The organism is Pedococcus sp. NPDC057267, from assembly GCF_042668795.1.
Taxonomy (GTDB): Bacteria; Actinomycetota; Actinomycetes; order Actinomycetales; family Dermatophilaceae; genus Pedococcus.
The window spans coordinates 1-20600 of sequence record NZ_JBHUYG010000050.1 but is presented as its reverse complement, the minus strand read 5'-3'; the positions used below and the strand labels follow the sequence as shown (position 1 = coordinate 20600).

The following is a 20600-nucleotide window of genomic DNA, read 5'->3' as shown; positions in this document are numbered from 1 at the left end:
CGTGACCGACCTGCCGACCGCCTGACGCCGGCGGCCGGCAGCTGACCGTGCGCACGACGGACGGGATGACGCCCGGGCGCGGCCGGAACGCAAGGTAGCCCGGAACGCCGGGGCGGGACGCGTGTGGCGCCCAGGGGGAGCGGTCCCCGGCGGATAGCGTATGCGCATGCGTCCCCCCGGTCGGTATGCCGTCGTCACCGCCCTCGCGGTCGGCCTCGCCTCCGGCCTGCTCACCGCCTGCAGCGGCGGGGGCAAGGCGTCCGCAAAGGCGGAGCTGCCGCCGGCGCAGCGCCTCGCTGCGGCGCGCGACGCGCTCGAGAAGAGCCCGGCGGTGTCGTTCACGCTGACGTCGGAGGGCCTGCCCGGCAAGGCGGTCGGCGTCTCCGCCGCGCAGGGCACCGGGCTGTTCCGGCCGCCCTCGTTCAAGGGCACCCTCAACGCCTCCATCGGTGGCGTCACGGGAACGGTCGAGGTGGTCGCGGTTGAGCAGGACGTCTACCTCAAGTTCTTCACGCCCGGCTTCACCAAGATCGACCCCAAGACCTACGGGGCGCCGAACCCGGCGCAGCTCTTCAACACCCAGACCGGGGTGACCAGCCTGGTGTCGCGGACCACCGGGCTCGCCGCCGGTCCGCGCACCCGCGACGGAGCCACCATCGTCGACACCTACACCGGGAAGGTGCCGGGGACCGCCGTCGCCGACCTCTTCGTCATCGGTGACCGCTCGGGGACGTTCGACGTCACCTACGGCGTCGCGGAGGACGGCGACGAGCTGCGGTCCGTGGTGCTCAAGGGCCCGTTCTACGCCGGATCGACGTCGACCTACACCGCGCGCCTCACGAAGCTGCCCCAGGCCGTTGCGATCCCCCGCCCCTAGGGCGCTGCTCGCCACCGCGTCGGTCGCGGTGGCCCTCGCGGCGGCCGACACCTACGTCGTCGCTCTCGCGCTGCCCGACATGATGACCGGCGTCGGCCTCGGCATCGACGCCCTCCAGGAGGCGACCCCGATCGTCTCGGGCTTCCTGCTCGGCTACGTCGCGGTGCTCCCCCTCATCGGCCGGCTCACGGATCTCGTTGCCCGCCAACACATCCTGCTCACCTGCCTGCTCGTCTTCGTCGTCGGTTCCGCCGTCACGGCCGTGGCGGTGGAGCTGCCCGTGCTCGTCGCCGGGCGCCTGCTCCAGGGCGTGGGGGGCGGCGGGCTGGTCCCGGCGACGCTGGCGATCGTGGCCGACCTGTGGCCGCGCGGGCGCCGCGGCACCCCCCTCGGTGTCGTGGGCGCCGTGCAGGAGCTCGGCAGCGTGCTCGGGCCGGTCCTCGGCGCGCTGGTCCTCGCCGTCGCGGACTGGCGGGCGATATTCTGGCTCAACGCCGTGGCCGGGCTGCTGCTCGCGGTCCTCGTCGTGGTCACCGGCGGTGCCCGGCCGGCGCCCCCTCGCGCCGTGCCGACCGTCGTGGGCCTGCTCGCGCTCGTCGTCACCGGTCTCGCCCTGGTGGCACCGGCGCGCCTCGCCACGGACGTCACCCTGGGGGTGCCGTTCGTCCCCTTCGGCGGGTATGCCGCGCGGCTGGCGACGCCGATCGGCGCCGTCGGCCTGGGGCTGGCTGCGCTGTGGCTCGTCCTGGTGCTCCGCTCGGCGTGGCCGGTGCTGCGCCGCACCGACCTGCCGGGCGCCCTGCTGCTCGGGACGGCGCTCGGGACCCTCGTCCTCACCTTCGCCGCGAGCGACCCCGAGCGTGAGGTGGTCGGCCCGCTGGGCCTGGCCCTGCTGCCCGTCGGGGTGCTGGCGCTGGGGCTGTATCTCTGGCGGCACCGCCGGGCCGCGGAACCGCTCGTGCCGCGGGGGGTCGTCCGCGGCCGCACCGGGAGCGCGCTCGTGGTCAGCCTGCTGACCGGCGTCGCGCTGGTGGCGGTGGTCGTCGACGTCCCGGTGCTCGCCCGGCTCACGCTCACCGGCTCGCAGACGACAGCGGCGCTGGTGCTCGTGCGCTTCCTCGTCGCGGTGCCCGTGGGCGCCGTCCTCGGTGGGTGGGCGCTGCGCCGGCTCGGTGAGGCGGTCGTCAGCGGCGGGGGGCTGCTCCTCGCGGCGGCCGGCCTGCTGGTCATGAGCCGCTGGGGCGACGGGGCCCTGGGGTCGTGGACCGCGACGGCCGTCCTCGTCCTCGTCGGGCTCGGGGTCGGGCTCGCGCTCGCGCCGGTGAACAACGCGGCGCTCGCCGACTCGCCGGCGCAGGCGCACGGCGTCGCGGCCTCGCTCGTCGTCGTCGCCCGGATGGTCGGCATGGTCGTCGGCCTCGCCCTGCTGACCGCGATCGGCCTGCACCGGTACTATGCGGCCGTGGCCGCACTGCCCGATCCGACGGACACCCGGGCCCTGGTCGGCGCGGGCGTCGTGCAGGTGCAGACGGTCTTCCTGGGTGCCGCGCTCGCGGCCGCGCTGGGCGCGCTGGTGTCCGTCCGGCTGGGACTGCGCCGCCAGCCCGAGCAGCCTGACCCGGCCGCCTGAACCGGCCGCTGGCCCAGGGGTCCCTCAGCCCCGGTCGGACCGGGCTGCGAGGACGGTGTCGAAGGCGTCGACGACGTGGTCGGTGGCCTCGTACATGAGCATGTGACCGCGCCCGTCGAGCTCCACGACGCGCGCGCCCCGGATGAGCTCGCCGAGGCGGCGCGCGTGCCGCGGCGGGGTGAGCCGGTCGCGGGACCCGACGAGGACGACCGCCGGCACCGCCGCGAGCCGCTCGACCGCCTCCGTCTCGTCGTGCAGCCCGAGGGCGGCGTGGAAGCGCCCGAGGGTCGGCAACGTGGTCGCGGCCACCTGCTCGCGGGTGAGGCGCACGAGCTCGGGGTCGGCCTCGTCGCCGAAGAGCAGGCGACGCTGCCCCTTGTGGGTGACGAGCCGGCCCGTGGGCACGGCCGGCATCCGTGCCGCCAGCCGCATCGCGGCACCCTGCACCCAGGGCAGGCCCGTGCCGAGGTCGCCCGCCGAGGTCGACACCAGGACCACCCCCGCGACGCGCTCCTCGAAGTCCTGGGGGTGCAGGCCGGCATACGCCATCACGGTCATGCCACCCATCGAGTGGCCGCCGAGGACGACCTCGCCCTGCGGGGCGACGACGGCGAGGACGGCCGCGAGGTCGTGACCGAGCGCGCGGACGCTGGCCTCGCCGCGCAGCGGCGAGGAGCCGCCGTGGCCACGCTGGTCGTAGGCGACCACGCGCAGGCCGCGGGCGAGCAGCGCCTCCACGACGGGGTGCCAGGACCGGCGGGTCAGGGTCCAGCCGTGGGCGAGGACCACGGTCGGGGAGGGGCCGTCGGCAGGGGCGGTGGGCAGGTGCTCCTCGACCCGCAGCAGCGCGCCGTCGGGTGCCGCCACCGTGAAGGTGCGGGTGCCGCCGGTCCGGCGGTCGGCCCGCCGCGCCCGCGCCACGTCAGGCCTCCAGCTCGACGACGACGGGGGCGTGGTCGGAGGCGCCCTTGCCCTTGCGCTCCTCGCGGTCGATCGCGGCACCGGCCACCCGGTCGGCGAACGCCGGGGTGCCGAGGACGAAGTCGATCCGCATGCCGCGGCGCTTCTGGAAGCTCAGCTGGGTGTAGTCCCAGTAGGTGTAGGTGCCGGGGCCGGGCGTGTGCGGCCGCACGACGTCGACGAAGCCGGCGTCGAGGAACGACTGGAACGCGGCGCGCTCCGGCGGCGACACGTGGCTCTTGTCGAGGTAGTACTCCATCGACCAGACGTCCTCGTCCTGCGGCGCGATGTTCCAGTCGCCCATCAGGGCGGCGGTCTCGCCGCGCTCGACCCAGCCGCGGGAGTGCGCCTGCAGGTGGGTGAGCCAGTCGAGCTTGTAGCCCATGTGCGGGTCGCCGATGCCCCGGCCGTTGGGGACGTAGACGGAGGCCACCCGCACGCCACCGCAGACGGCCGTCAGGGCGCGCGCCTCGACCACCGCCGGCTCGCCCCACCCGGGCGCCCCGGGGAAGGAGGGCTGGACGTCGTCGATCCCGACCCGGGAGACGATCGCGACTCCGTTCCAGTGGTTGAGGCCGTGGTGCGCGACCTCGTACCCGAGCGCCCGGAGCCGCTCGAAGGGGAACTGGGCGTCGGTCGCCTTGGTCTCCTGGATGGCCAGGACGTCCACGTCGGTGCGCTGCAGCCACGCCTCCACGCGGTCGATGCGGGAGCGGATCGAGTTGACGTTCCAGGTCGCGATACGCACGAGGGCCACCCTAGGTGACCCTCGGTAACCGCCGTACAGTGACCGCATGAGCACTGCCCTGGTCACCGGCGCCACGGCCGGGATCGGCCTGTCCTTCGCCCACCAGCTCGCCGAGCGCGGCCACGACGTCGTCCTCGTCGCGCGGAACCGCGCACGGCTGGAGAACGTGTCCGACGACCTGCGCGCCAAGTACCGGGTCTCGACCGAGATCCTCGTCGCCGACCTGTCCGACCGGGCCGAGACCGGCAAGGTCGCCGAGCGGCTGGCGGACCGGGCCCGGCCGGTCAACCTGCTCGTCAACAACGCGGGCTACTCGCTCAAGCGACGGTTCCTCGACAACGACATCGAGGACGAGGAGGCGCTCTTCGACGTCCTCGGCCGCGCGGTGCTCGTCCTGTCGCACGCTGCCGCCAACGCCATGCGCGAGCGCGGCCACGGCGCCATCGTCAACGTCTCGTCGGTGGCAGGCCAGATCGCGGCCGGTCCGTACTCGGCCGTCAAGTCGTTCGTCACGGTCTTCACCGAGGGCCTGGCCACCGAGCTGGCCGGCACGGGTGTGACGGCCACGGCCCTGCTGCCCGGATTCACGCACACCGAGTTCCACGAGCGAGCCGGCGTGACCATGTCGAGCATCCCCGAGTTCATGTGGCTCGACGCCGACAAGCTCGTGCGCGACTGCCTCGACGACGTCGCCAAGGGGCGGGTCGTGTCGGTCCCGGGCGCGCAGTACAAGGCGATCGTCGGGGCGCTGCGCGTCCTGCCGCGCGGCGTCGTGCGGTCCCGGGGGCGCAAGGCCCACCGCCCCAGGGACTGACGAGCGAGGGCCGTCCCGTAGCCTGGCCCCGAGGTGGACGGCCGCGCTGCGCTCGGTCGCGCTCGGTAGGCTCGGGGTCTGTGACCGACATCGCCGCCGCCCGTGCCCGCCTGCTGGAGATCATCAAGGACAAGGCCATCGTCCACGGCCGGGTGACGCTGTCGTCCGGCAAGGAGGCCGACTACTACGTCGACCTGCGCCGGATCACCCTCGACGGCGAGGCAGCGCCGCTCGTGGGCATCGTGATGCGCGACCTGGTCAAGGACCTCGAGTTCGACGCGGTCGGCGGCCTCACCCTCGGCGCCGACCCGGTCGCGACGGCCATCCTGCACGCAAGCGCCGCAGCCGGGGACCGCAAGGACGCGTTCGTCGTCCGCAAGGCCGGCAAGGCGCACGGGCTGCAGCAGCGCATCGAGGGCCCGTCGATCGAGGGCCGGCGTGTCGTGGTCGTCGAGGACACCTCCACCACGGGCGCCTCGCCGCTCGAGGCCGCGAACGCCGCGCGCGAGGCCGGCGCCGAGGTCGTGGCGGTCGCCACCATCGCCGACCGGGCCACGGGCGCCGGGGAGAAGTTCGCCGACGCCGGGCTGGAGTACCGCTTCGTCTACGGTCTCGAGGAGCTCGGCCTGGCCTAGGATCGCCTCGACCGGCAGGCGTCCTGCCCGCACCAGGCAAGGGGGAAGTCCGTGATCGTCGCGATCGTCATCGTGGTCCTCGTCGTGCTGCTCGCCCTGTGGGCGGTCGGCATCTACAACGGGCTCATCAAGCTGCGGAACCTCGTGCAGGAGGCCTGGCGGCAGATCGATGTCGAGCTCAAGCGCCGGCACGACCTCATCGGCAACCTCGTCGAGACGGTCAAGGGGTATGCCGCGCACGAGCGGGGGACGCTCGAGGACGTCATGAAGGCGCGCTCGGCCGCCATGAGCGGTGGCCAGTCGCCGGCCCAGCAGGCGCAGTCGGAGGGGCTGCTGTCGGCTGCGCTCGGGCGGCTCATCGCCGTCGCCGAGGCCTACCCCGACCTCAAGGCCAACCAGAACTTCCTGGCCCTGCAGGCCGAGCTGACCTCCACCGAGGACCGCATCGCCAGCGCCCGCCGGTACTACAACGCCAACGTGCGCGAGCTCAACACCAAGGTCGAGACCGTCCCCTCGAACGTCGTGGCCGGCATGTTCGGCGTGCACCGCGAGGAGTACTTCGAGACGCAGACCGCCGCCGAGCGCGAGCCGGTCCAGGTCGACTTCGGCCAGCGCGAGGCCACCATCCCGCCGCCGAGCGGGTATGCCGGTGGGGCCGGTGCGGCGGCCGCCGCAGGACCGGCGCCCGAGGCGACGATCCCCTCGCCCGAGCCGGGGCCCCAGACGCCCCCGACGCCCCCGACGCCCCAGCAGGGCGAGCCCCCGGCCCAGCCGTAGTCCGGTTGCTCAGGCCGGCGGGTCGGCGCGACGGGCGGGCAGCACGAGGGCATAGGCGTCCCACGGGCGTGCGCCGTCCGGGTGCTCGCGGCTCGTCCGGCCCCCGTACGACCGCACCAGCGCGTGCAGCGACTCCCGCAGCTCGCGCTCCTCGTCGTCGGTGAGCCAGAGCCGCCCGCGGGCGGTCATGCCGTGGTCCTCCCCGTCGGCGACTGCCGCCGCCAGCCGGTCCAGCCCCGCCTCGAGGTCGGCGAACCACTCGTGCACGGACAGCCGGCTGTCGTCGAGCCCCGCGGCCCGGTGGGCGCCCGGGGTGATGGTGATGCTGTCGGCCACCGCCCGCCACGGCCGCTCGCGGCCATCACCCGACTCGACCCGCTCGACGATGCCCCAGGCGGCGAGCGCCCGGAGGTGGTAGCTCATCGCCGAGGGGGTGACGTCGCAGATCCGGGACGCCTCCGTCGCCGTGAGCACCTCGCCGGAGTACAGCTCGGTGACGACCCGCTGCCGTGCCGGGTGGGCCAGCGCCCGCAGCGCCCTGGGGTCGGTGATCCTCAGCTCGCTCCGCCTGGTTGACCGTGCCATACCTGAAAGACTACCTTCACAAACTGTGAAAGGTTCGTTTCAGGAATGGGGCTCCGTGGCCGCCGCCCCGGGCGTGGCCGTGGTCCTCGCCGCGGGGGCCCTGTCGGTGGCCGGCGACTCGGCCGCCATGGTGGCCCTCGTGCTGCGCGCGCACGCGGACAGCGGTGGTGCGGCAGCCGTCACCGCCCTCCTGCTGTGCTTCGCCCTCCCCGTCGTGGCGACCACCGGGGCAGCCGGTGCGCTCGCCGACCGGGCGGACCCCCGGCGCCTGCTCCTCGTCGCCGGCCTCGTGCAGGCCGGCGCCGCTGCCGGGCTCGCGGTCGTCGACGATCTGGCCACGACCTGCCTGCTGGTCCTCGTCATGCAGACCGGCTTCGCGCTGGGCCAGCCCGTGTGGGGTGCGGTCGGGCCGGCGTTGGTCGGCGAGCGGCGCGTCGGGCGCCTCGTCTCCCTCCAGCACGCGCTGCGCGGGGTCGCCGGGCCGGCCGGGGCCGGGCTCGGTGGCGTGCTCGTCCAGTCGGTGGGGGCCGGGGCCGTCCTGACGCTCGACGCCGCCAGCTTCGTCCTGCTCGCGCTCGCCGGCGCCTCCCTGCAGGTCCCCCGGCCGACAGCGCCCGCCGCCCGCCCGACCGTGCGCGACGCCGTCCTGCCCCGCGCCGGGGTGGCCGCGCTGCGCGAGCACCCGGTGCTGTGGGTCCTGGTCCTGGCCCTGTTCCCGATGGTGGTCGCGGTGGAGTCGGTGAACGCCGCGGAGGTCTTCCTCGTCCGCGACGTGCTGGGTGCCTCCGCCGCCGGGTACGGCCTCGCCGAGGCGGTGCACGGGGGTGCCGCCGTCGTGGGCGCGCTGGCGGCGGGAGGCCTGACGAGGCTCACCTTCCGCGTCCGCGCGGTGCTGGCGGCCGTGGCCGTCGTCGCCCTCGCCCAGGTCGGCGCGGGCCTCGCCCCCGCGTATGCCTCGTACCTCGCCGCGGCAGCCGTGTCAGGGGCCGCCCTCGGCGTCGTCAACGCCCTGGTCTTCGCCCTGCTGCTCTCGGAGGTGGATGCCGCCCGCCGCGGCTCCGTCGTCGCCTTCGTCAGCGGGGTGTCGCGGGGCTGCTCGGTCGCCGCCCTGTCGCTCGGCGGAGTGCTCACGGCCACCGCCGGGCCGCGCACGGCATACCTCGTCGCGGGCACGGCCGGGCTGCTCATCGCGCTCGCGGCGGTCCTGGGGGTCCACCGGTCGGTGGACAGCCGTTCCACCGTCCGGGGCTGACGCGCGCCGGGGCGGTCCCGGCAGGGTGGAGCCATGGACTCCCCGATCCGCGTCACCGGACTGCGCAAGACGTACGGCACCCGAGCCGCGGTCGACGGCCTCGACCTCGACATCCGCCGCGGTGAGGTCTTCGCCCTGCTCGGCCCGAACGGCGCCGGCAAGACGACCACCGTCGAGGTGCTCGAGGGCTTCCGGCGCCGGGACGGCGGCACCGTCGAGGTGCTCGGCCAGGACCCGGAAGGCGCCGGGTTGGCCTGGCGGAACCGGATCGGCATCGTGCTGCAGACGTCCACCGGGATGGACCTGCTGACCCCGCGCGAGGCGCTCTCGAGCACCGCGAAGGTGTACCGGACGCCCCGGCGCGTGGACGACGTGCTCGACGCGGTCGGGCTCACCGACAAGGCGGACGACCGGATCGGCAAGCTGAGCGGCGGCCAGCGGCGCCGGCTCGACGTCGGCCTGGGCATCGTCGGGTCGCCCGAGCTGCTGTTCCTCGACGAGCCGACCACCGGGTTCGACCCGCAGGCCCGACGCGACTTCTGGGAGCTCATCTCCGGCCTCGCCGGCGACGGCACCACCATCCTGCTCACGACCCACTACCTCGACGAGGCCGAGCACCTCGCCGACCGCGTCGGTGTCATCGCCGGAGGCCGCATGGTCGCCCTCGACACCCCTGCGAACCTCGGCGGCCGCGCCGTCTCCGAGGCGACGGTCACCTGGGAGGAGCCGACCGGGCAGCGGCACACCGAGCGGACGTCGACCCCGACCGAGCTCGTCGCGCGGCTGGCGGCCCGGCTCGGCGGCGAGGTGCCCGCGCTGACCGTCACGCGTCCCTCGCTCGAGGACACCTACCTGTCGCTCATCGCCCCCCACCTCGCCGACGCCGGCGCCGTCCCCGCGGCCACGTCGACCGCCGGCGCACCCGACACCGCCCAGCCCGACACCGACCTGGAGGTCGCCCGATGACCGCGCTCGCCATCGGCTGGGACCGCAGCGTCCTGGAGCTGAAGATGTACTTCCGCGAGAAGGAGGCGGTCTTCTTCTCCTTCGCCTTCCCGATCCTCATGCTGTCGATGTTCTCGGTGATCTTCGGGCCCGGCTTCGAGCACGGCGACGCCGCGGCCGTCGGGGTCAACGCGGCCCGCTTCTTCCTGCCCGGCATGGCGGCCGCGGGCGTGATGCTCACGAGCTTCCAGTCGATGGCGCTGTCGGTCGCTGCCGAGCGCGACGACGGCACGCTCAAGCGGCTGCGGTCCACGCCGATGCCGCCGCTGTCGTACTTCCTCGGGAAGGTCGGGCTGGTCTCGTCGACCTCGCTGGCGCAGTTCGTGCTGCTGATCGGGGTGGCGCGGGTCGCGTTCAGGGTGCAGCTGCCGACGGACGCGGGGCACTGGCTCACCTTCCTCTGGGTGTTCCTGCTCGGCGTGGCCGGTGGCACCGTCCTCGGGATCGCCTACTCCTCGCTGGCGACGTCGGCCCGCTCGGTGGTTGCGACGGTCATCGCGCCGACGCTGGTGCTGCAGTTCATCTCCGGCGTCTACTTCGCCTTCACCGACCTGCCGGAGTGGCTCAAGCAGGTCGCGGCGCTGTTCCCGCTCAAGTGGATCGCCCAGGGCATGCGGTCGGTGTTCTTCCCGCAGGAGTGGCAGACGCAGGAGATGGCCGGCACGTGGGAGCACGGGCGCACGGCGCTGGTGCTCGGCGCGTGGTTGCTCGTCGGCCTCCTGGTCTGCGTCCGCACCTTCCGGTGGACCAGGCGCGGCACCACGTGAGCGCCCTCGCCCCGGCGACGGCGCGACACAATGGCACCGTGAGCGCGCCCGACCCCGCCGCCGCCCAGCAGGACTGCGCACCGCTGCCGGGGACGTCCTCCCACCAGCTCGACGAGATGTGGCGCCGGCAGCTGGTGTGGTGGCACGTGCTCTTCGCCGTGCTCGTCGTGACGACCGTCGTCGTCATGCTCGCGGAGGACAAGCCGCACCTGGGGTGGCAGCTCGCGTGCGTCGGCGGCATCGCGGCGGCATACGCCGTGTGGGGGCGTCGCGGGCTCGGTGAGCAGCAGTCGCGCGCGGCCCTCACCTACGTGACGGTCGCCTGGGTCCTCATGGTCGCGCTCATGGCGCTCGACGGCTCCGGGACCGCGTGGATCCTCACCTTCGGGCTGTTCCCGCAGACGTGGGCGAGCCTGCCCCGCAACCGGGCCGCGACGGCGGTCGTCCTGGCCGTCGTCGGCATCGGCCTCGCCCGGCTGTGGCAGGGACCGCGCACCGGGGACGAGCTCGTCGGCATCGCGATCAGCACGGCGATCATGCTCGTGCTCTCGCTCACCCTCGGCCTGTTCATCGACCGCATCATCCGCGAGGCCGACACCCGCGCCCGGACCATCGACGAGCTGCGCCGCACCCAGGACGAGCTGGCCGCCGTCGAGCGCGCCCAGGGCGTCGCGGCCGAGCGCGAGCGCATCTCGCGGGAGATCCACGACACCCTCGCCCAGGGCTTCACCTCGGTCGTGACCCTCACCCGGGCGACGCAGTCCGCCCTCGAGCGCGGCGACCTCGACGTCGTGCGCCAGCGGCTGCGGGTCATCGAGCAGACCGCCGCGGAGAACCTCGCCGAGGCGCGGCTCATCGTGGCCGAGACGACGCCCGGCCACCTGCAGTCGCGCACCCTGGCCGAGGCCCTGCAGCGCCTGGTCGACGCGGTCGCCGACGGCAGCGGCATGACCGGGCGCCTCGTCGTCGACGGCGTCCCCGAGGTGCTCCCCGCCAACTCCGAGGTCGTCCTGCTGCGCAGCGCGCAGGAGAGCCTGGCCAACGTGCGCCGCCACTCCCGCGCCGGGTCCTTCGAGGTGCGCCTGCGGTATGCCGAGGGGGAGCCCGTGTCGCTCGAGGTCACCGACGACGGGGTCGGGTTCGACAGCGGGCAGGACCGCTCGGGGTACGGCCTCGACGGCGCGACCGCCCGCGCCGCGGAGGTGGGCGGCCGGTTCGAGGTCGACAGCACGCCGGGCGGCGGCTCGCGGGTGCGGGTGGAGGTGCCCCGATGACCCTGCGGCTGCTCGTGGTCGACGACCACCCCGTCGTGCGGATGGGGCTGGTGGCGATGCTGTCCGACCTGGACGACGTCGAGGTCGTGGCCGAGGCCGCCGACGGGGAGGAGGCGGTCGCCCAGGCCAGGCGGCACCGCCCCGACGTGGTGCTCATGGACCTGCGGATGCCGGGTGTCGACGGGGCCGAGGCCACGGCCCGGCTGCGCGCCGACGATGACGGCCCCGCGGTGCTCGTGCTCACGACCTACGACACCGACGCCGACATCGTCCGCGCGGTCGAGGCTGGCGCCAACGGCTACCTGCTCAAGGACGCGCCGCGCGACACCCTGGCCGACGCCATCCGCCGCGCCGCCCGCGGCGAGACGGTCCTCGCCCCTCCGGTCGTGGCGCGGCTGGCCCACCGGATGCGGTCGCCCGCAGGCCCCGCGCTCACCGACCGCGAGACGCAGGTCCTGCAGTGCGTGGCACGCGGGCTGTCGAACTCCGAGGTGGGGCGGGAGCTGCACATCGGCGAGGCCACCGTGAAGACGCACCTGCTGCGGTCGTTCGAGAAGCTCGGGGTGACCGACCGCACGGCGGCTGTCACGGCGGCATACCGGGCCGGCCTCATCGAGCTCTGACCCGGCACCGACGAGACCCCGGGGATTCGGCCGGGACCCGCCCTACGGGGACCGGGGCCGCCGCGGGGGGCGGCGCCGGGAGGCTCAGTAGGCCTGGTCGCGCAGGTCGCGCACGGCCTCGCCGGTCTCGTCCAGGATGTCCTCGCTCGCGGTCCGGCCGCGGCGTGCGCGGATGATCTCGACCGCCATCGGGATGACCGAGACGAGCACGATCGCGAAGATCGCGGCCTCGAGGTGGTCCTTGAGGAACGGGAACGCGTTGCCCAGGAAGTAGCCGAGCAGGGTCACGCTCGTGGCCCACAGCACGGCACCGACGGCCGACCACACGAAGAAGTGGCGGCGCTCCATCCGGCCGACTCCGGCCACCACGGTGATGAACGTGCGCACGACCGGAACGAACCGGCCGATGACCAGGGCCTTGGCGCCGTACTTCTCGAAGAACGCGTGCGTGTCGTCGAAGTACTTCTTCTTCAGGATGCGGCCGTCGCGCTGGTAGAGCGGTGCTCCCACCCCCCGGCCGATCTCGTACCCGACGACGTTGCCGGCGAAGGCGACGAGGCTGAGCGCGAGGCAGGCCAGCCCGATGTTGAGCTTGATCGAGCCCTCGGCGATGAACAGGCCCACTGCGAAGAGCAGCGAGTCGCCGGGGAGGATCGGGAAGAGCAGCCCGCACTCGACGAAGACGATCGCCGCGCCGACCCAGAAGAACTGCGCGCCGAACTGCCCGAGGAGCCACTGCGGGTCCATCCAGTTGGGGCCGAGCGAGGGAGCCATCACCCGTCAAGGGTATGCGGTGTTGCCGGTCCTGCTCGAATCCGCGGCTGTGAGCCGGCTGGGAGGTTCCTCAGCACGCAGGGTCGATGGCAGCTCACCCGGCCGGCCAGGCGCGAGAGACCCGGCTCCAGTCGCGGATCTGGGCGAACGGGTCCGGCTGTGCGCGCCGGCGCTCCGGCGGCGGCCCCACGACCGGCCCGAAGTGGTCGAGCACGGCCGTGAGCGCGCCCTCGCCCCGCGCCAGGTGGGGGAGCCGCTGCTGCAGGCCGTGCACCTCCTCCGCGGGGACGTGGCCCGTCAGCACCGCGGGCGCCGTCGAGGACGAACTGGCGACCCGGGTCGTGAGCGGCACCGCGCGGTGGCGTGGCAGCTCCGAGAGCACGGCGCCGAGCAGGTCCTGCGGCACCTCCAGCTCGAACCGGTGGACCGGCACGCACACCACGGTCCCGGCGCGGACCAGCGCCTCGGCGAGCACGAGCCGCGCCAGGCTCCGGAAGTCGGCCGCCGTGCTCGACATCGCCTTGTCGAACGTCGCGTGCATCGCGCTCTGCCTCGGGTAGTAGCCGGAGTGCGTCATGACCACCCGGCAGTCCGGGACAGCCCAGCCGTGGACGGACTCGGCCAGGGTGGCCCGCACCCCCTCGCGCGCACCGCCGTGAAGAACGCCGGCGGCATCGAGCCGAGCTCGACCTCGAGCCCCAGGTCCACGCCGCTGCCGACCTCGGCCGGCTCGACCCGCAGCCCGACCGTGGCCAGGAAGGGGTTGGGCGCCACGTCGATCAGCCGGTGGGCGGACCCGGGGCCCAGCACCCGCTCGACGCACACCGGCGTCGTCGGCCGGAACGACGCGAGCACGCCGTGGTCCTGCGCCAGGAACGTCGCGATGACCTCCTTCTGCACCTCCCCGTAGAGGGACACGGCGACCTCGCCGCGCCCGTCGTCGAGCCGCAGGTCGATGAGCGGGTCCTGCTCGGCGAGCTCGGTGAGCGCGGTGAACAGGCGCCCCCGGTCACGGGGGTCGACCGGGTCGACGACGGTCTCGAGGCTCGGCCGGGCCAGCTCGACGGCAGACCCACGGTGCCTGCGCGGGCCGAACGTGTCCCCGACCCGCGCGCCCATCGGGCCCCGCAGCACGGCGATGCGGCCGGCGTCGACAGCGTCGGCCGGCCGCGGGCCACCGGGCCCGAAGACCTCGATGCCCGTGACCCGCTCCCCGGCGCTGCCCGCGCCGTGGCCCGCGCCGGTGTCCGTGCTGCCACCACCCACGCCCCCGCCACCCACGCCGCCACCACCGGTCAGGGTGAGCCGGTCGCGGACTCGCAGGGTGCCGCCGGTCATCCGCACCAGGGTGCGCCGCTGGCCGGTCGGCGTGCGCTCCAGCTTGAAGACCACGCCCGCCGGTTCCCTGCACGGGTCGACGGCATCGTCGGCGACGAGGTCGTTCACGGCGTCCAGCAGCGCGCGCACACCGACACCGGTGATCGCCGACCCGAACACGACGGGGTGGACGTCGCCCGCGCGGGTACGGGTGCGCAGGTCGGCTCGCTCCGCCGCGGACAGGGGGAACGGCTCGTATGCCGCGTCGCGGCCTCCCGGCGCCTCCGCCACGCCGAGGGGCACGGCGCCGGACGTGAGGCGCTCCGCGACCTGGGCAAGCACCCGGTCGGGGTCGGCGCCCGCGCGGTCGAGCTTGTTGACGAAGAGCAGCGCGGGCAGCCGCAGCCGCTGCAGGGCCCGCATCAGCACGAGCGTCTGCGCCTGCACCCCCTCGACCGCGGACACGACGAGCACGGCGGCGTCGAGCACAGCGAGGGCGCGCTCGACCTCGGCCACGAAGTCGGAGTGGCCCGGGGTGTCCAGGAGGTTGACGAGGGTGTCGTCCCACTCGAACGAGGCGACCGAGGAGCGGATCGTGATCCCGCGGCGGCGCTCGAGGTCGAGCGAGTCGGTCTGCGTGTCGCCCGTGTCGACGCTCCCGAGGTGGTCGAGGACCCCGGCCTCGTAGAGGATCCGCTCGGTCAGGCTGGTCTTGCCCGCGTCAACATGCGCGACGACCCCGACGGTCAACGTGCGCAACTGCCTTCACATCCATTCGGTAGGTGGGTACCTGGCGGGACGTGGAAGCAGCGCGCATCGGGTTCTCCGTTCTGGGGGTCGGGTGTTCGTCCTCCATGGCAGCAGGCGAACGCCGCCGTCGGCAAAGGGTTTTCAGCCGAGCAGCGGCCGCACCTCGCGGCCGACCCAGCCGACGAACGCGGCGGCGTCGGTGCCTGCGGTCGGCTGCAGGACCACCGTGGTCGCGCCGAGCCCCGCGCACCGAGCGATCGCCTCCGCGACCGTGGCGGCATCGCCCACGACGGCCCGGCCGCCGGTCGGCCCCAGGCCCCACGCGGCCAGGTCGGCGGCCACCCGCTCGTCCGCGCCCGGACCGGTGTCGGCCATGAGGGTGTGGACGACCTCGGGGGCCGGCGCGCCGGCCGGCCGCGCACCGCGGACCGTCTCGACCGCCGAGCGCAGGTCCTCGTCGCCGAGCCCACCGGCGAGCAGGATGCCGTCGACGAGCCGGCCGGCCGGGGCCGTGGCCGCCGCTCATCACCGTCACGGGCGTCGTCGGCGGCCAGTCGAGCCGCACCCGGTCGAGCCGGACGTAGCGACCCCCGGCCGTCACCTCCTCTCCCGCGAGCAGGCGCACGAGGGCCCCGGTGTACTCCGCGAGCAGGGTCATCGGGGAGGCCACCCGGGACCCGGCCTGCCCCATCCACTCCTGGACCCCGTGGCCGACACCGGGCACGAACCGCCCGGGGAAGAGCCGGGCCAGGGTGGCGACCTCCATCGCGGCCAGGGCGACGTTGCGCAGCGGCGCGGGCATGAGGCCGAGCCCCACCCGCACGCGGCCGGTCAGGGCGAGGGCCGTCGCCGCGGACGCGACGCCGCTCTGCTTGAAGCAGTCCTCCCAGACCCACAGGTCGTCGAGGTGCTCGTCGGCGGCCCGGGCGAGGTCGGGCAGCGCCTCGGGCGGCAGGCTCGGGACGAAGGCGACACCGAGCCGCGGACGGGACGTGGGGGCCATCCCGGCATGGTGGCAGCGCCCGCCGACGACCGCACCCACCCGGCCCCCCCGGACCTAGGGTGGGCCCGTGGGCGAGCACAGCGGCGAGGACACCGGGCGGGGGGAGCCGCAGCGGGAGCACGCCCGAGCTGGGCAGCCGCCGCGGGAGGACGCCGTCGGCGTCGGCCCGTGGAAGGGCCCGTGGCCGCAGGGCGACCACTGGGACGCGGACCTGCTGCGCGACGGCGACCGCCGCAACGTGGTCGACCGGTACCGCTACTGGCGGCACGACGCGATCGTCGCCGACCTCGACAGCCGGCGGCACGACTTCCACGTCGCCATCGAGAACTGGGGCCACGACTTCAACATCGGCTCGGTGGTCCGGACCGCGAACGCGTTCGGCGCCAAGGCGTTCCACATCGTCGGCCGCCGTCGCTGGAACCGCCGCGGAGCCATGGTCACCGACCGCTACCAGCACGAGCTGCACCACCCGACCGTCGCCGACCTCGTGGCCTGGGCCGCCACCGCGGGGCCACCGGACGGCGGGGGCCGGCCCACCGGCATACCGCTCGTCGGCATCGACAACCTGCCCGGCTCGCTGCCGCTGGAGACGGCGAACCTGCCCCGGCACTGCGTCCTCGTCTTCGGGCAGGAGGGTCCGGGGCTCAGCGAGGAGGTGCGTGCGGCGTGCACGCAGGTGCTGCACATCGAGCAGTTCGGCTCGACCCGCTCGATCAACGCGGGCGCCGCCGCGGCCGTCGCCATGCACGCGTGGGTCCGCCGGCACGTCTTCGGCCAGGAGGTGGCCGGGCAGAACTTCTCCCAGCCGGCTGTCGATCCGGGCGGTGCCCGTCCGTCACCAGGGTGCACGCACTCCACCGATGAGAGGAACCAGCCATGACCCAGTACCTCGTGCTGCTGCCGAGCCCCGAGGGCCGGTACGCCACCGCCACCGAGCAGGAGAAGCAGGACCTGCACACGGCCCACAACGAGTTCGTCGAGCTGCTCGAGCGCCGCGGCCACAAGCGGGTCGACGGCGCGCAGCTCACCCCGTCGTCGCAGGCCCGCGTCGTGCGGGGCAGCGCCCTCGACGACGTCACCCTGACCGACGGCCCCTACGCCGAGAGCGCCGAGCAGGTCGGCGGCTACTACCTGGTCGAGACCGACGACGTCGAGGACCTGGCGCGCGTGTGCGGCCGGCTGCTCGCCACGCCGTTCCACCCGGCCATCGAGATCCGCCCGACCGTGGGCACGTGAGGAGGACGGCATGGGCGAGTACGTCGTGCTGATCGTGGGGGACGCCGACCGCTGGTGGACCACCATGGACGTCGAGAAGCGCAAGGCCGGGTATGCCGAGTACGCCCGGTTCGCCGAGGAGCTGGGCAGGCGCGGGCACACCATCACCGGGGGTGCCGAGCTCCACGCCACGAGCGAGGGCCGGCGCATCCCGCCGGGGGGTGGACCGGTCACGGAGGGCCCGTTCGCCGAGGTCACCGAGCAGGTCGGCGGCTTCTACCAGGTGCGCACCGACGACCTCGACGACCTGCTGGACTGCTGCCAGATCATCGCGGCCGTCGGCGACGGCATCGAGGTGCGCAGGGTCGTCACCCCCGAGGACCGGCCGTCGTGAGCCGGCCGTGAGGTACGTCGTCCTCCTGGCGTACCGGCCCGGGGAGTGGGAGGAGGCGTCGGAGCAGGTCCGCCAGGAGTACTTCGACGCCCACCACGCGTTCGAGCGGTACGTCGACGAGCACGGCCGCCGGGTCTCCAGTGCCGCGCTGTGCGACGCCGACCTGGCGACGACGGTGCGCCACGCCGACGACGGCACGGCGAGGGTGACCGACGGGCCGTTCGTCGAGCTGGCCGAGCAGGTGGGCGGCTACTACGACGTCGAGCTGCCGGACCTCGACACCGCGATCGCGGCCGCCAGGCTGCTGCCGCGCGCCTACACCGTGGAGGTCCGGCCGACCGTGCAGGTCGAGGGGTACGACCCGTCGTGAACGGCCGGCGCCCGTGACCCCGGCCGGGTCGGCACCCGACGGGACCGCCGAGGTCCTCGCCGAGGTCGTGCGCGAGGAGTGGGGACGCCTGGTGTCCCTGCTCCTCGCGCGCTTCCGTCGGCTCGACCTGGTCGAGGACGCGCTGGCCGACGCGGTCGAGGCCGCCGCGCGGCGCTGGCCCCGGGACGGCGTGCCGGACAACCCCGCCGGGTGGCTGCACACCACCGCGCGTCGCCGCGTGCTGGACCGGCTGCGCGGCGAGGCGATGGCGCAGCGCAAGGTGCCGCTGCTCGTCGTGGAGTCCGAGCGCGAGGCCGAGCGGGTCGGCGCCGTGCGCGCGGACCCCGGCGACCTCGTCGAGGACGACCTGCTCCGACTGGTGCTGCTGTGCACGCACCCGGCGCTGGACCCGGCGGGTGCCAGTGCCCTCACCCTGCGGCTCGTCCTCGGCGTGGGCACCGCCGACGTCGCGCGGCTCTTCCTCGTGCCCGAGGCGACCATGGCCGCCCGGATCACCCGGGCCAAGAAGAAGATCGTCGCTGCCGGCATCCCGTTCACCGTGCCGTCCGCCGCCGAGCTGCCCGAGCGGCTCGACGTGGTCGCCCAGACCGCGTACCTCGCGTTCACCGCCGGGTACGCCCCGGGCAGCGGGCCCGACGCGGTCCGCACCGAGCTCGCCGGCGAGGCGATCCGGCTGGTGCGGGTCGTCCTGGCCCTGCGGCCGGGCGAGCCCGTCCTCGTGGCGCTGCTCGCGCTCATGCTGCTCCAGCACTCCCGCCGCGACGCGCGCGTCGACGCGGCCGGGCAGATCGTGCTGCTGCCCGACCAGGACCGGACCCGCTGGCACCGCGACGAGGTCGAGGAGGCGCTCGCACTGCTCGCCTCGCCGCACCTCACCGGACCGATCACCGTGCAGGCCGCCGGGTATGCCGTGCAGGCCCGGATCGCGGCCGAGCACGCCACCGCGCCGACCGCGGGGCACACCGACTGGGAGCGCGTCGTGGCGCACTACGACCAGCTGCTCGAGCTCGCCCCGGGCCCCAGCGCCCGCCTCGCCCGCGCCGTCGCGGTGGCGGAGGCCCACGGGCCGCAGGCCGGGCTCGTCGCCCTCGACGGCCTCGACGACGAGCTCGCCCACGGCCACCGGCTCGCCGCCGTGCGGGCCGAGCTGCTCTCGCGCGCCGGCGACGCCGACGGCGCCCGCGCGGCATACGCGCTCGCGATCGAGCGCTGCGGCAACGACGCCGAGCGGGCCCTGCTCGTCCGCCGCCGGGACGCGCTGGCCACCTGAGACGGCGGGTGCCCGCGGCGCCCGCGGACGTGGAAGGATCGGTGCGACGACGACGTCCACCGATGGCTCGAAGGAGACCCCATGCCCATCGCCACCCCCGAGGTGTATGCCGACATGCTGGACCGCGCGAAGGCTGGCTCCTTCGCGTACCCGGCCATCAACATCTCGTCCTCGCAGACGCTCAACGCCGCCATCCGCGGGTTCGCCGAGGCCGGCAGCGACGGCATCGTCCAGGTCTCCACGGGCGGCGCCGAGTACCTCTCCGGCCCCACGGTCAAGGACATGGTGACCGGCTCGCTGGCGCTCGCGGCCTACGCCCACGAGGTCGCGAAGAACTACGACGTCAACATCGCCCTGCACACCGACCACTGCCCGAAGGACAAGCTCGACGGCTTCGTCCGGCCGCTGCTGGCAGCCTCGACCGAGCGGGTCAGGGCCGGCGGCACCCCGTGGTTCCAGTCGCACATGTGGGACGGCTCGGCCGTGCCGCTGGAGGAGAACCTCTCCATCGCGCGCGAGCTGCTCGACCTGTGCGCGGCCGCCAAGGTCGTCCTCGAGATCGAGGTCGGCGTCGTCGGCGGCGAGGAGGACGGCGTCGCCAACGAGATCAACGACAAGCTGTACTCGACGCCGGAGGACGCCATCGCCACCGCGCGGGCGCTCGGCACCGGCGAGAACGGCTACTACATGACGGCGCTCACCTTCGGGAACGTTCACGGCGTCTACAAGCCGGGCAACGTCAAGCTGCGGCCCGAGGTGCTCAAGGCGGCGCAGGACGCGGTGCACCAGGAGTTCGGCACACCGGACGAGAAGCCGTTCCACCTCGTCTTCCACGGCGGCTCCGGCTCCACCGCCGAGGAGATCTCCGCCGCCGTCGACTACGGCGTGGTGAAGATGAACATCGACACCGACACCCAGTACGCCTTCACCCGCCCGGTGGCCGGCTACATGCTCACCAACTACCAGGGGGTCTTCAAGATCGACGGCGAGGTCGGCAACAAGAAGCAGTACGACCCGCGCGCCTGGGGCAAGGAGGCCGAGGCCGGCATGGCCGCCCGCGTCGTCGAGGCCTGCGAGAACCTCCGCTCGGCAGGGACGCACCGGTGACCGAGGGCCACAACCTGCTGGGCATCCCCGAGACCCGCCTGCCGCAGGACCCGGCGGCGGCTCAGCTCGAGCAGGGCGTCGCGGCCGACCAGGTCGCCGCGGCGCACCCGACGTCCTCGCTCGCCTGGGCGACCCTCGCAGAGGACGCCCTGGCCGACGGCCGCACGGTCGAGGGCTATGCGTACGCCCGCACCGGCTACCACCGTGCGCTGGACTCCCTGCGCCGGAACGGCTGGCGCGGGCAGGGTCCCGTGCCGTGGGAGCACGAGCCGAACCGCGGCTTCCTGCGTGCGCTCGCCGCCCTGTCGCGGGCGGCCGGAGCGATCGGCGAGACCGACGAGGAGCAGCGGTGCGCGCAGTTCCTGCGGGACTCCTCGACGACCGGGGCGCGCGAGCTCGGCTTCTGAGCCGGAGATGCCGGGGGACCCGACC

Annotated in this window: 24 protein-coding genes and 1 pseudogene; 17 read left to right on the top strand and 8 right to left on the bottom strand. The window is 74.4% G+C overall.

The features are described from left to right. Window positions 1-166: 166 nt before the first annotated feature. Window positions 167-877: an LppX_LprAFG lipoprotein gene (locus tag ACFUC1_RS12135; RefSeq protein ID WP_379120020.1), complete on the top strand. Its 711-nt coding sequence runs from the start codon at window positions 167-169 to the stop codon at window positions 875-877. Further along, entirely contained in the window at window positions 858-2507 is a 1650-nt protein-coding gene (locus ACFUC1_RS12130; protein ID WP_379120018.1) for an MFS transporter, read from the top strand. The genes ACFUC1_RS12135 and ACFUC1_RS12130 overlap by 20 nt, the downstream gene beginning before the upstream one ends. Window positions 2508-2531: 24 nt before the next feature. Here ACFUC1_RS12130 and ACFUC1_RS12125 read toward each other — a convergent pair whose 3' ends face one another. Together ACFUC1_RS12125 and ACFUC1_RS12120 are read right to left on the bottom strand one after the other, a co-directional pair. Then, a complete protein-coding gene (locus ACFUC1_RS12125; RefSeq protein ID WP_379120016.1) occupies window positions 2532-3428 on the bottom strand; it encodes an alpha/beta fold hydrolase in 897 nt (298 codons plus the stop codon). 1 nt (window position 3429) lies between these two features. Beyond that, window positions 3430-4215 carry an exodeoxyribonuclease III gene (locus tag ACFUC1_RS12120; RefSeq protein ID WP_379120015.1) on the bottom strand — a complete coding sequence of 262 codons (786 nt, stop codon included), beginning with the start codon at window positions 4213-4215 and terminating at the stop codon, window positions 3430-3432. Between the two features lie 46 nt (window positions 4216-4261). On the opposite strand from ACFUC1_RS12120, the gene ACFUC1_RS12115 reads away from it, so the two are divergent. The 3 genes from ACFUC1_RS12115 (at window position 4262) to ACFUC1_RS12105 (ending at window position 6441) form a co-directional block, all read left to right on the top strand. Next, entirely contained in the window at window positions 4262-5029 is a 768-nt protein-coding gene (locus tag ACFUC1_RS12115) for an SDR family NAD(P)-dependent oxidoreductase (protein WP_379120013.1), read from the top strand. An 80-nt stretch (window positions 5030-5109) separates the two neighbouring features. After that, window positions 5110-5664 (top strand): orotate phosphoribosyltransferase, encoded by a 555-nt coding sequence (pyrE, locus tag ACFUC1_RS12110; RefSeq protein WP_379120011.1) that lies wholly within the window; start codon window positions 5110-5112, stop codon window positions 5662-5664. A 51-nt stretch (window positions 5665-5715) separates the two neighbouring features. Continuing rightward, a complete protein-coding gene (locus tag ACFUC1_RS12105) occupies window positions 5716-6441 on the top strand; it encodes a LemA family protein (protein WP_379120010.1) in 726 nt (241 codons plus the stop codon). A 9-nt stretch (window positions 6442-6450) separates the two neighbouring features. On the opposite strand, the gene ACFUC1_RS12100 is transcribed toward ACFUC1_RS12105, so the two are convergent. Continuing rightward, window positions 6451-7026 carry a winged helix-turn-helix domain-containing protein gene (locus ACFUC1_RS12100; RefSeq protein WP_379120008.1) on the bottom strand — a complete coding sequence of 192 codons (576 nt, stop codon included), beginning with the start codon at window positions 7024-7026 and terminating at the stop codon, window positions 6451-6453. A 55-nt stretch (window positions 7027-7081) separates the two neighbouring features. Between ACFUC1_RS12100 and ACFUC1_RS12095 the strand changes: the two genes are divergently transcribed. Genes ACFUC1_RS12095 through ACFUC1_RS12075 form a run of 5 tightly spaced genes read left to right on the top strand, consistent with a single transcriptional unit; the run spans window position 7082 to window position 11947 of the window. Then, complete coding sequence (locus ACFUC1_RS12095) at window positions 7082-8278, top strand: MFS transporter (RefSeq protein WP_379120006.1); 1197 nt, start codon at window positions 7082-7084, stop codon at window positions 8276-8278. Between the two features lie 33 nt (window positions 8279-8311). Further along, on the top strand, window positions 8312-9244 hold the full coding sequence (locus ACFUC1_RS12090) for an ABC transporter ATP-binding protein (RefSeq protein WP_379120004.1): 933 nt from the start codon (window positions 8312-8314) through the stop codon (window positions 9242-9244). Further along, window positions 9241-10050 carry an ABC transporter permease gene (locus tag ACFUC1_RS12085; protein WP_379120002.1) on the top strand — a complete coding sequence of 270 codons (810 nt, stop codon included), beginning with the start codon at window positions 9241-9243 and terminating at the stop codon, window positions 10048-10050. Before ACFUC1_RS12090 ends, ACFUC1_RS12085 begins: the two co-directional genes overlap by 4 nt. Before the next feature lie 38 nt (window positions 10051-10088). Further along, window positions 10089-11324, top strand: a complete 1236-nt coding sequence (locus ACFUC1_RS12080; RefSeq protein ID WP_379120000.1) for a sensor histidine kinase — start codon at window positions 10089-10091, stop codon at window positions 11322-11324. Then, window positions 11321-11947: a response regulator gene (locus ACFUC1_RS12075; RefSeq protein ID WP_379119998.1), complete on the top strand. Its 627-nt coding sequence runs from the start codon at window positions 11321-11323 to the stop codon at window positions 11945-11947. Before ACFUC1_RS12080 ends, ACFUC1_RS12075 begins: the two co-directional genes overlap by 4 nt. An 84-nt stretch (window positions 11948-12031) precedes the next feature. Here the strand turns inward: ACFUC1_RS12075 and ACFUC1_RS12070 are convergent, their stop codons facing one another. The 5 genes and pseudogenes from ACFUC1_RS12070 to ACFUC1_RS12050 form a co-directional block, all read right to left on the bottom strand. Then, a complete protein-coding gene (locus tag ACFUC1_RS12070) occupies window positions 12032-12721 on the bottom strand; it encodes a DedA family protein (protein WP_379120039.1) in 690 nt (229 codons plus the stop codon). Window positions 12722-12815: 94 nt separating this feature from the next. Further along, window positions 12816-13298: a hypothetical protein gene (locus ACFUC1_RS12065; RefSeq protein ID WP_379119995.1), complete on the bottom strand. Its 483-nt coding sequence runs from the start codon at window positions 13296-13298 to the stop codon at window positions 12816-12818. Beyond that, entirely contained in the window at window positions 13295-14797 is a 1503-nt protein-coding gene (locus ACFUC1_RS12060; protein ID WP_379119993.1) for a GTP-binding protein, read from the bottom strand. Before ACFUC1_RS12060 ends, ACFUC1_RS12065 begins: the two co-directional genes overlap by 4 nt. 132 nt (window positions 14798-14929) lie before the next feature. Then, a complete protein-coding gene (locus tag ACFUC1_RS12055; protein WP_379120041.1) occupies window positions 14930-15163 on the bottom strand; it encodes a hypothetical protein in 234 nt (77 codons plus the stop codon). 142 nt (window positions 15164-15305) lie between these two features. Then, window positions 15306-15791: pseudogene (locus ACFUC1_RS12050) on the bottom strand (LLM class flavin-dependent oxidoreductase); the annotation flags it as partial. 67 nt (window positions 15792-15858) lie between these two features. On the opposite strand from ACFUC1_RS12050, the gene ACFUC1_RS12045 reads away from it, so the two are divergent. The 7 genes from ACFUC1_RS12045 (at window position 15859) to ACFUC1_RS12015 (ending at window position 20575) form a co-directional block, all read left to right on the top strand. Next, on the top strand, window positions 15859-16671 hold the full coding sequence (locus ACFUC1_RS12045; RefSeq protein WP_379119991.1) for a TrmH family RNA methyltransferase: 813 nt from the start codon (window positions 15859-15861) through the stop codon (window positions 16669-16671). Then, window positions 16668-17027 carry a YciI family protein gene (locus ACFUC1_RS12040; RefSeq protein WP_379119989.1) on the top strand — a complete coding sequence of 120 codons (360 nt, stop codon included), beginning with the start codon at window positions 16668-16670 and terminating at the stop codon, window positions 17025-17027. The genes ACFUC1_RS12045 and ACFUC1_RS12040 overlap by 4 nt, the downstream gene beginning before the upstream one ends. 10 nt (window positions 17028-17037) lie before the next feature. Next, window positions 17038-17400, top strand: coding sequence for a YciI family protein (locus tag ACFUC1_RS12035; RefSeq protein WP_379119987.1), 363 nt, complete (start codon window positions 17038-17040; stop codon window positions 17398-17400). 7 nt (window positions 17401-17407) lie between these two features. Beyond that, the gene (locus ACFUC1_RS12030; protein ID WP_379119985.1) at window positions 17408-17770 is read left to right on the top strand and encodes a YciI family protein; all 363 of its coding nucleotides are present in this window, start codon (window positions 17408-17410) and stop codon (window positions 17768-17770) included. A 13-nt stretch (window positions 17771-17783) separates the two neighbouring features. After that, complete coding sequence (locus ACFUC1_RS12025) at window positions 17784-19061, top strand: RNA polymerase sigma factor (protein WP_379119982.1); 1278 nt, start codon at window positions 17784-17786, stop codon at window positions 19059-19061. Window positions 19062-19142: 81 nt separating this feature from the next. Beyond that, a complete protein-coding gene (gene fbaA / locus ACFUC1_RS12020; RefSeq protein ID WP_379119980.1) occupies window positions 19143-20168 on the top strand; it encodes a class II fructose-bisphosphate aldolase in 1026 nt (341 codons plus the stop codon). Beyond that, window positions 20165-20575 (top strand): DUF3151 domain-containing protein, encoded by a 411-nt coding sequence (locus ACFUC1_RS12015; RefSeq protein WP_379119978.1) that lies wholly within the window; start codon window positions 20165-20167, stop codon window positions 20573-20575. The genes fbaA and ACFUC1_RS12015 overlap by 4 nt, the downstream gene beginning before the upstream one ends. Window positions 20576-20600: the final 25 nt, after the last annotated feature.

What these genes read in the sequence shown, in the direction of transcription:
- fbaA (WP_379119980.1), top strand. Translation starts at nt 19,143, where the DNA reads ATGCCCATCGCCACCCCCGAGGTGTATGCCGACATGCTGGACCGCGCG.
- ACFUC1_RS12090 (WP_379120004.1), top strand. Translation starts at nt 8,312, where the DNA reads ATGGACTCCCCGATCCGCGTCACCGGACTGCGCAAGACGTACGGCACC.
- ACFUC1_RS12070 (WP_379120039.1), bottom strand. Translation starts at nt 12,721, where the DNA reads ATGGCTCCCTCGCTCGGCCCCAACTGGATGGACCCGCAGTGGCTCCTC.
- ACFUC1_RS12040 (WP_379119989.1), top strand. Translation starts at nt 16,668, where the DNA reads ATGACCCAGTACCTCGTGCTGCTGCCGAGCCCCGAGGGCCGGTACGCC.
- ACFUC1_RS12115 (WP_379120013.1), top strand. Translation starts at nt 4,262, where the DNA reads ATGAGCACTGCCCTGGTCACCGGCGCCACGGCCGGGATCGGCCTGTCC.
- ACFUC1_RS12100 (WP_379120008.1), bottom strand. Translation starts at nt 7,026, where the DNA reads ATGGCACGGTCAACCAGGCGGAGCGAGCTGAGGATCACCGACCCCAGG.
- ACFUC1_RS12075 (WP_379119998.1), top strand. Translation starts at nt 11,321, where the DNA reads ATGACCCTGCGGCTGCTCGTGGTCGACGACCACCCCGTCGTGCGGATG.
- ACFUC1_RS12065 (WP_379119995.1), bottom strand. Translation starts at nt 13,298, where the DNA reads ATGACGCACTCCGGCTACTACCCGAGGCAGAGCGCGATGCACGCGACG.
- ACFUC1_RS12085 (WP_379120002.1), top strand. Translation starts at nt 9,241, where the DNA reads ATGACCGCGCTCGCCATCGGCTGGGACCGCAGCGTCCTGGAGCTGAAG.
- ACFUC1_RS12055 (WP_379120041.1), bottom strand. Translation starts at nt 15,163, where the DNA reads ATGGCCGACACCGGTCCGGGCGCGGACGAGCGGGTGGCCGCCGACCTG.
- ACFUC1_RS12035 (WP_379119987.1), top strand. Translation starts at nt 17,038, where the DNA reads ATGGGCGAGTACGTCGTGCTGATCGTGGGGGACGCCGACCGCTGGTGG.
- ACFUC1_RS12135 (WP_379120020.1), top strand. Translation starts at nt 167, where the DNA reads ATGCGTCCCCCCGGTCGGTATGCCGTCGTCACCGCCCTCGCGGTCGGC.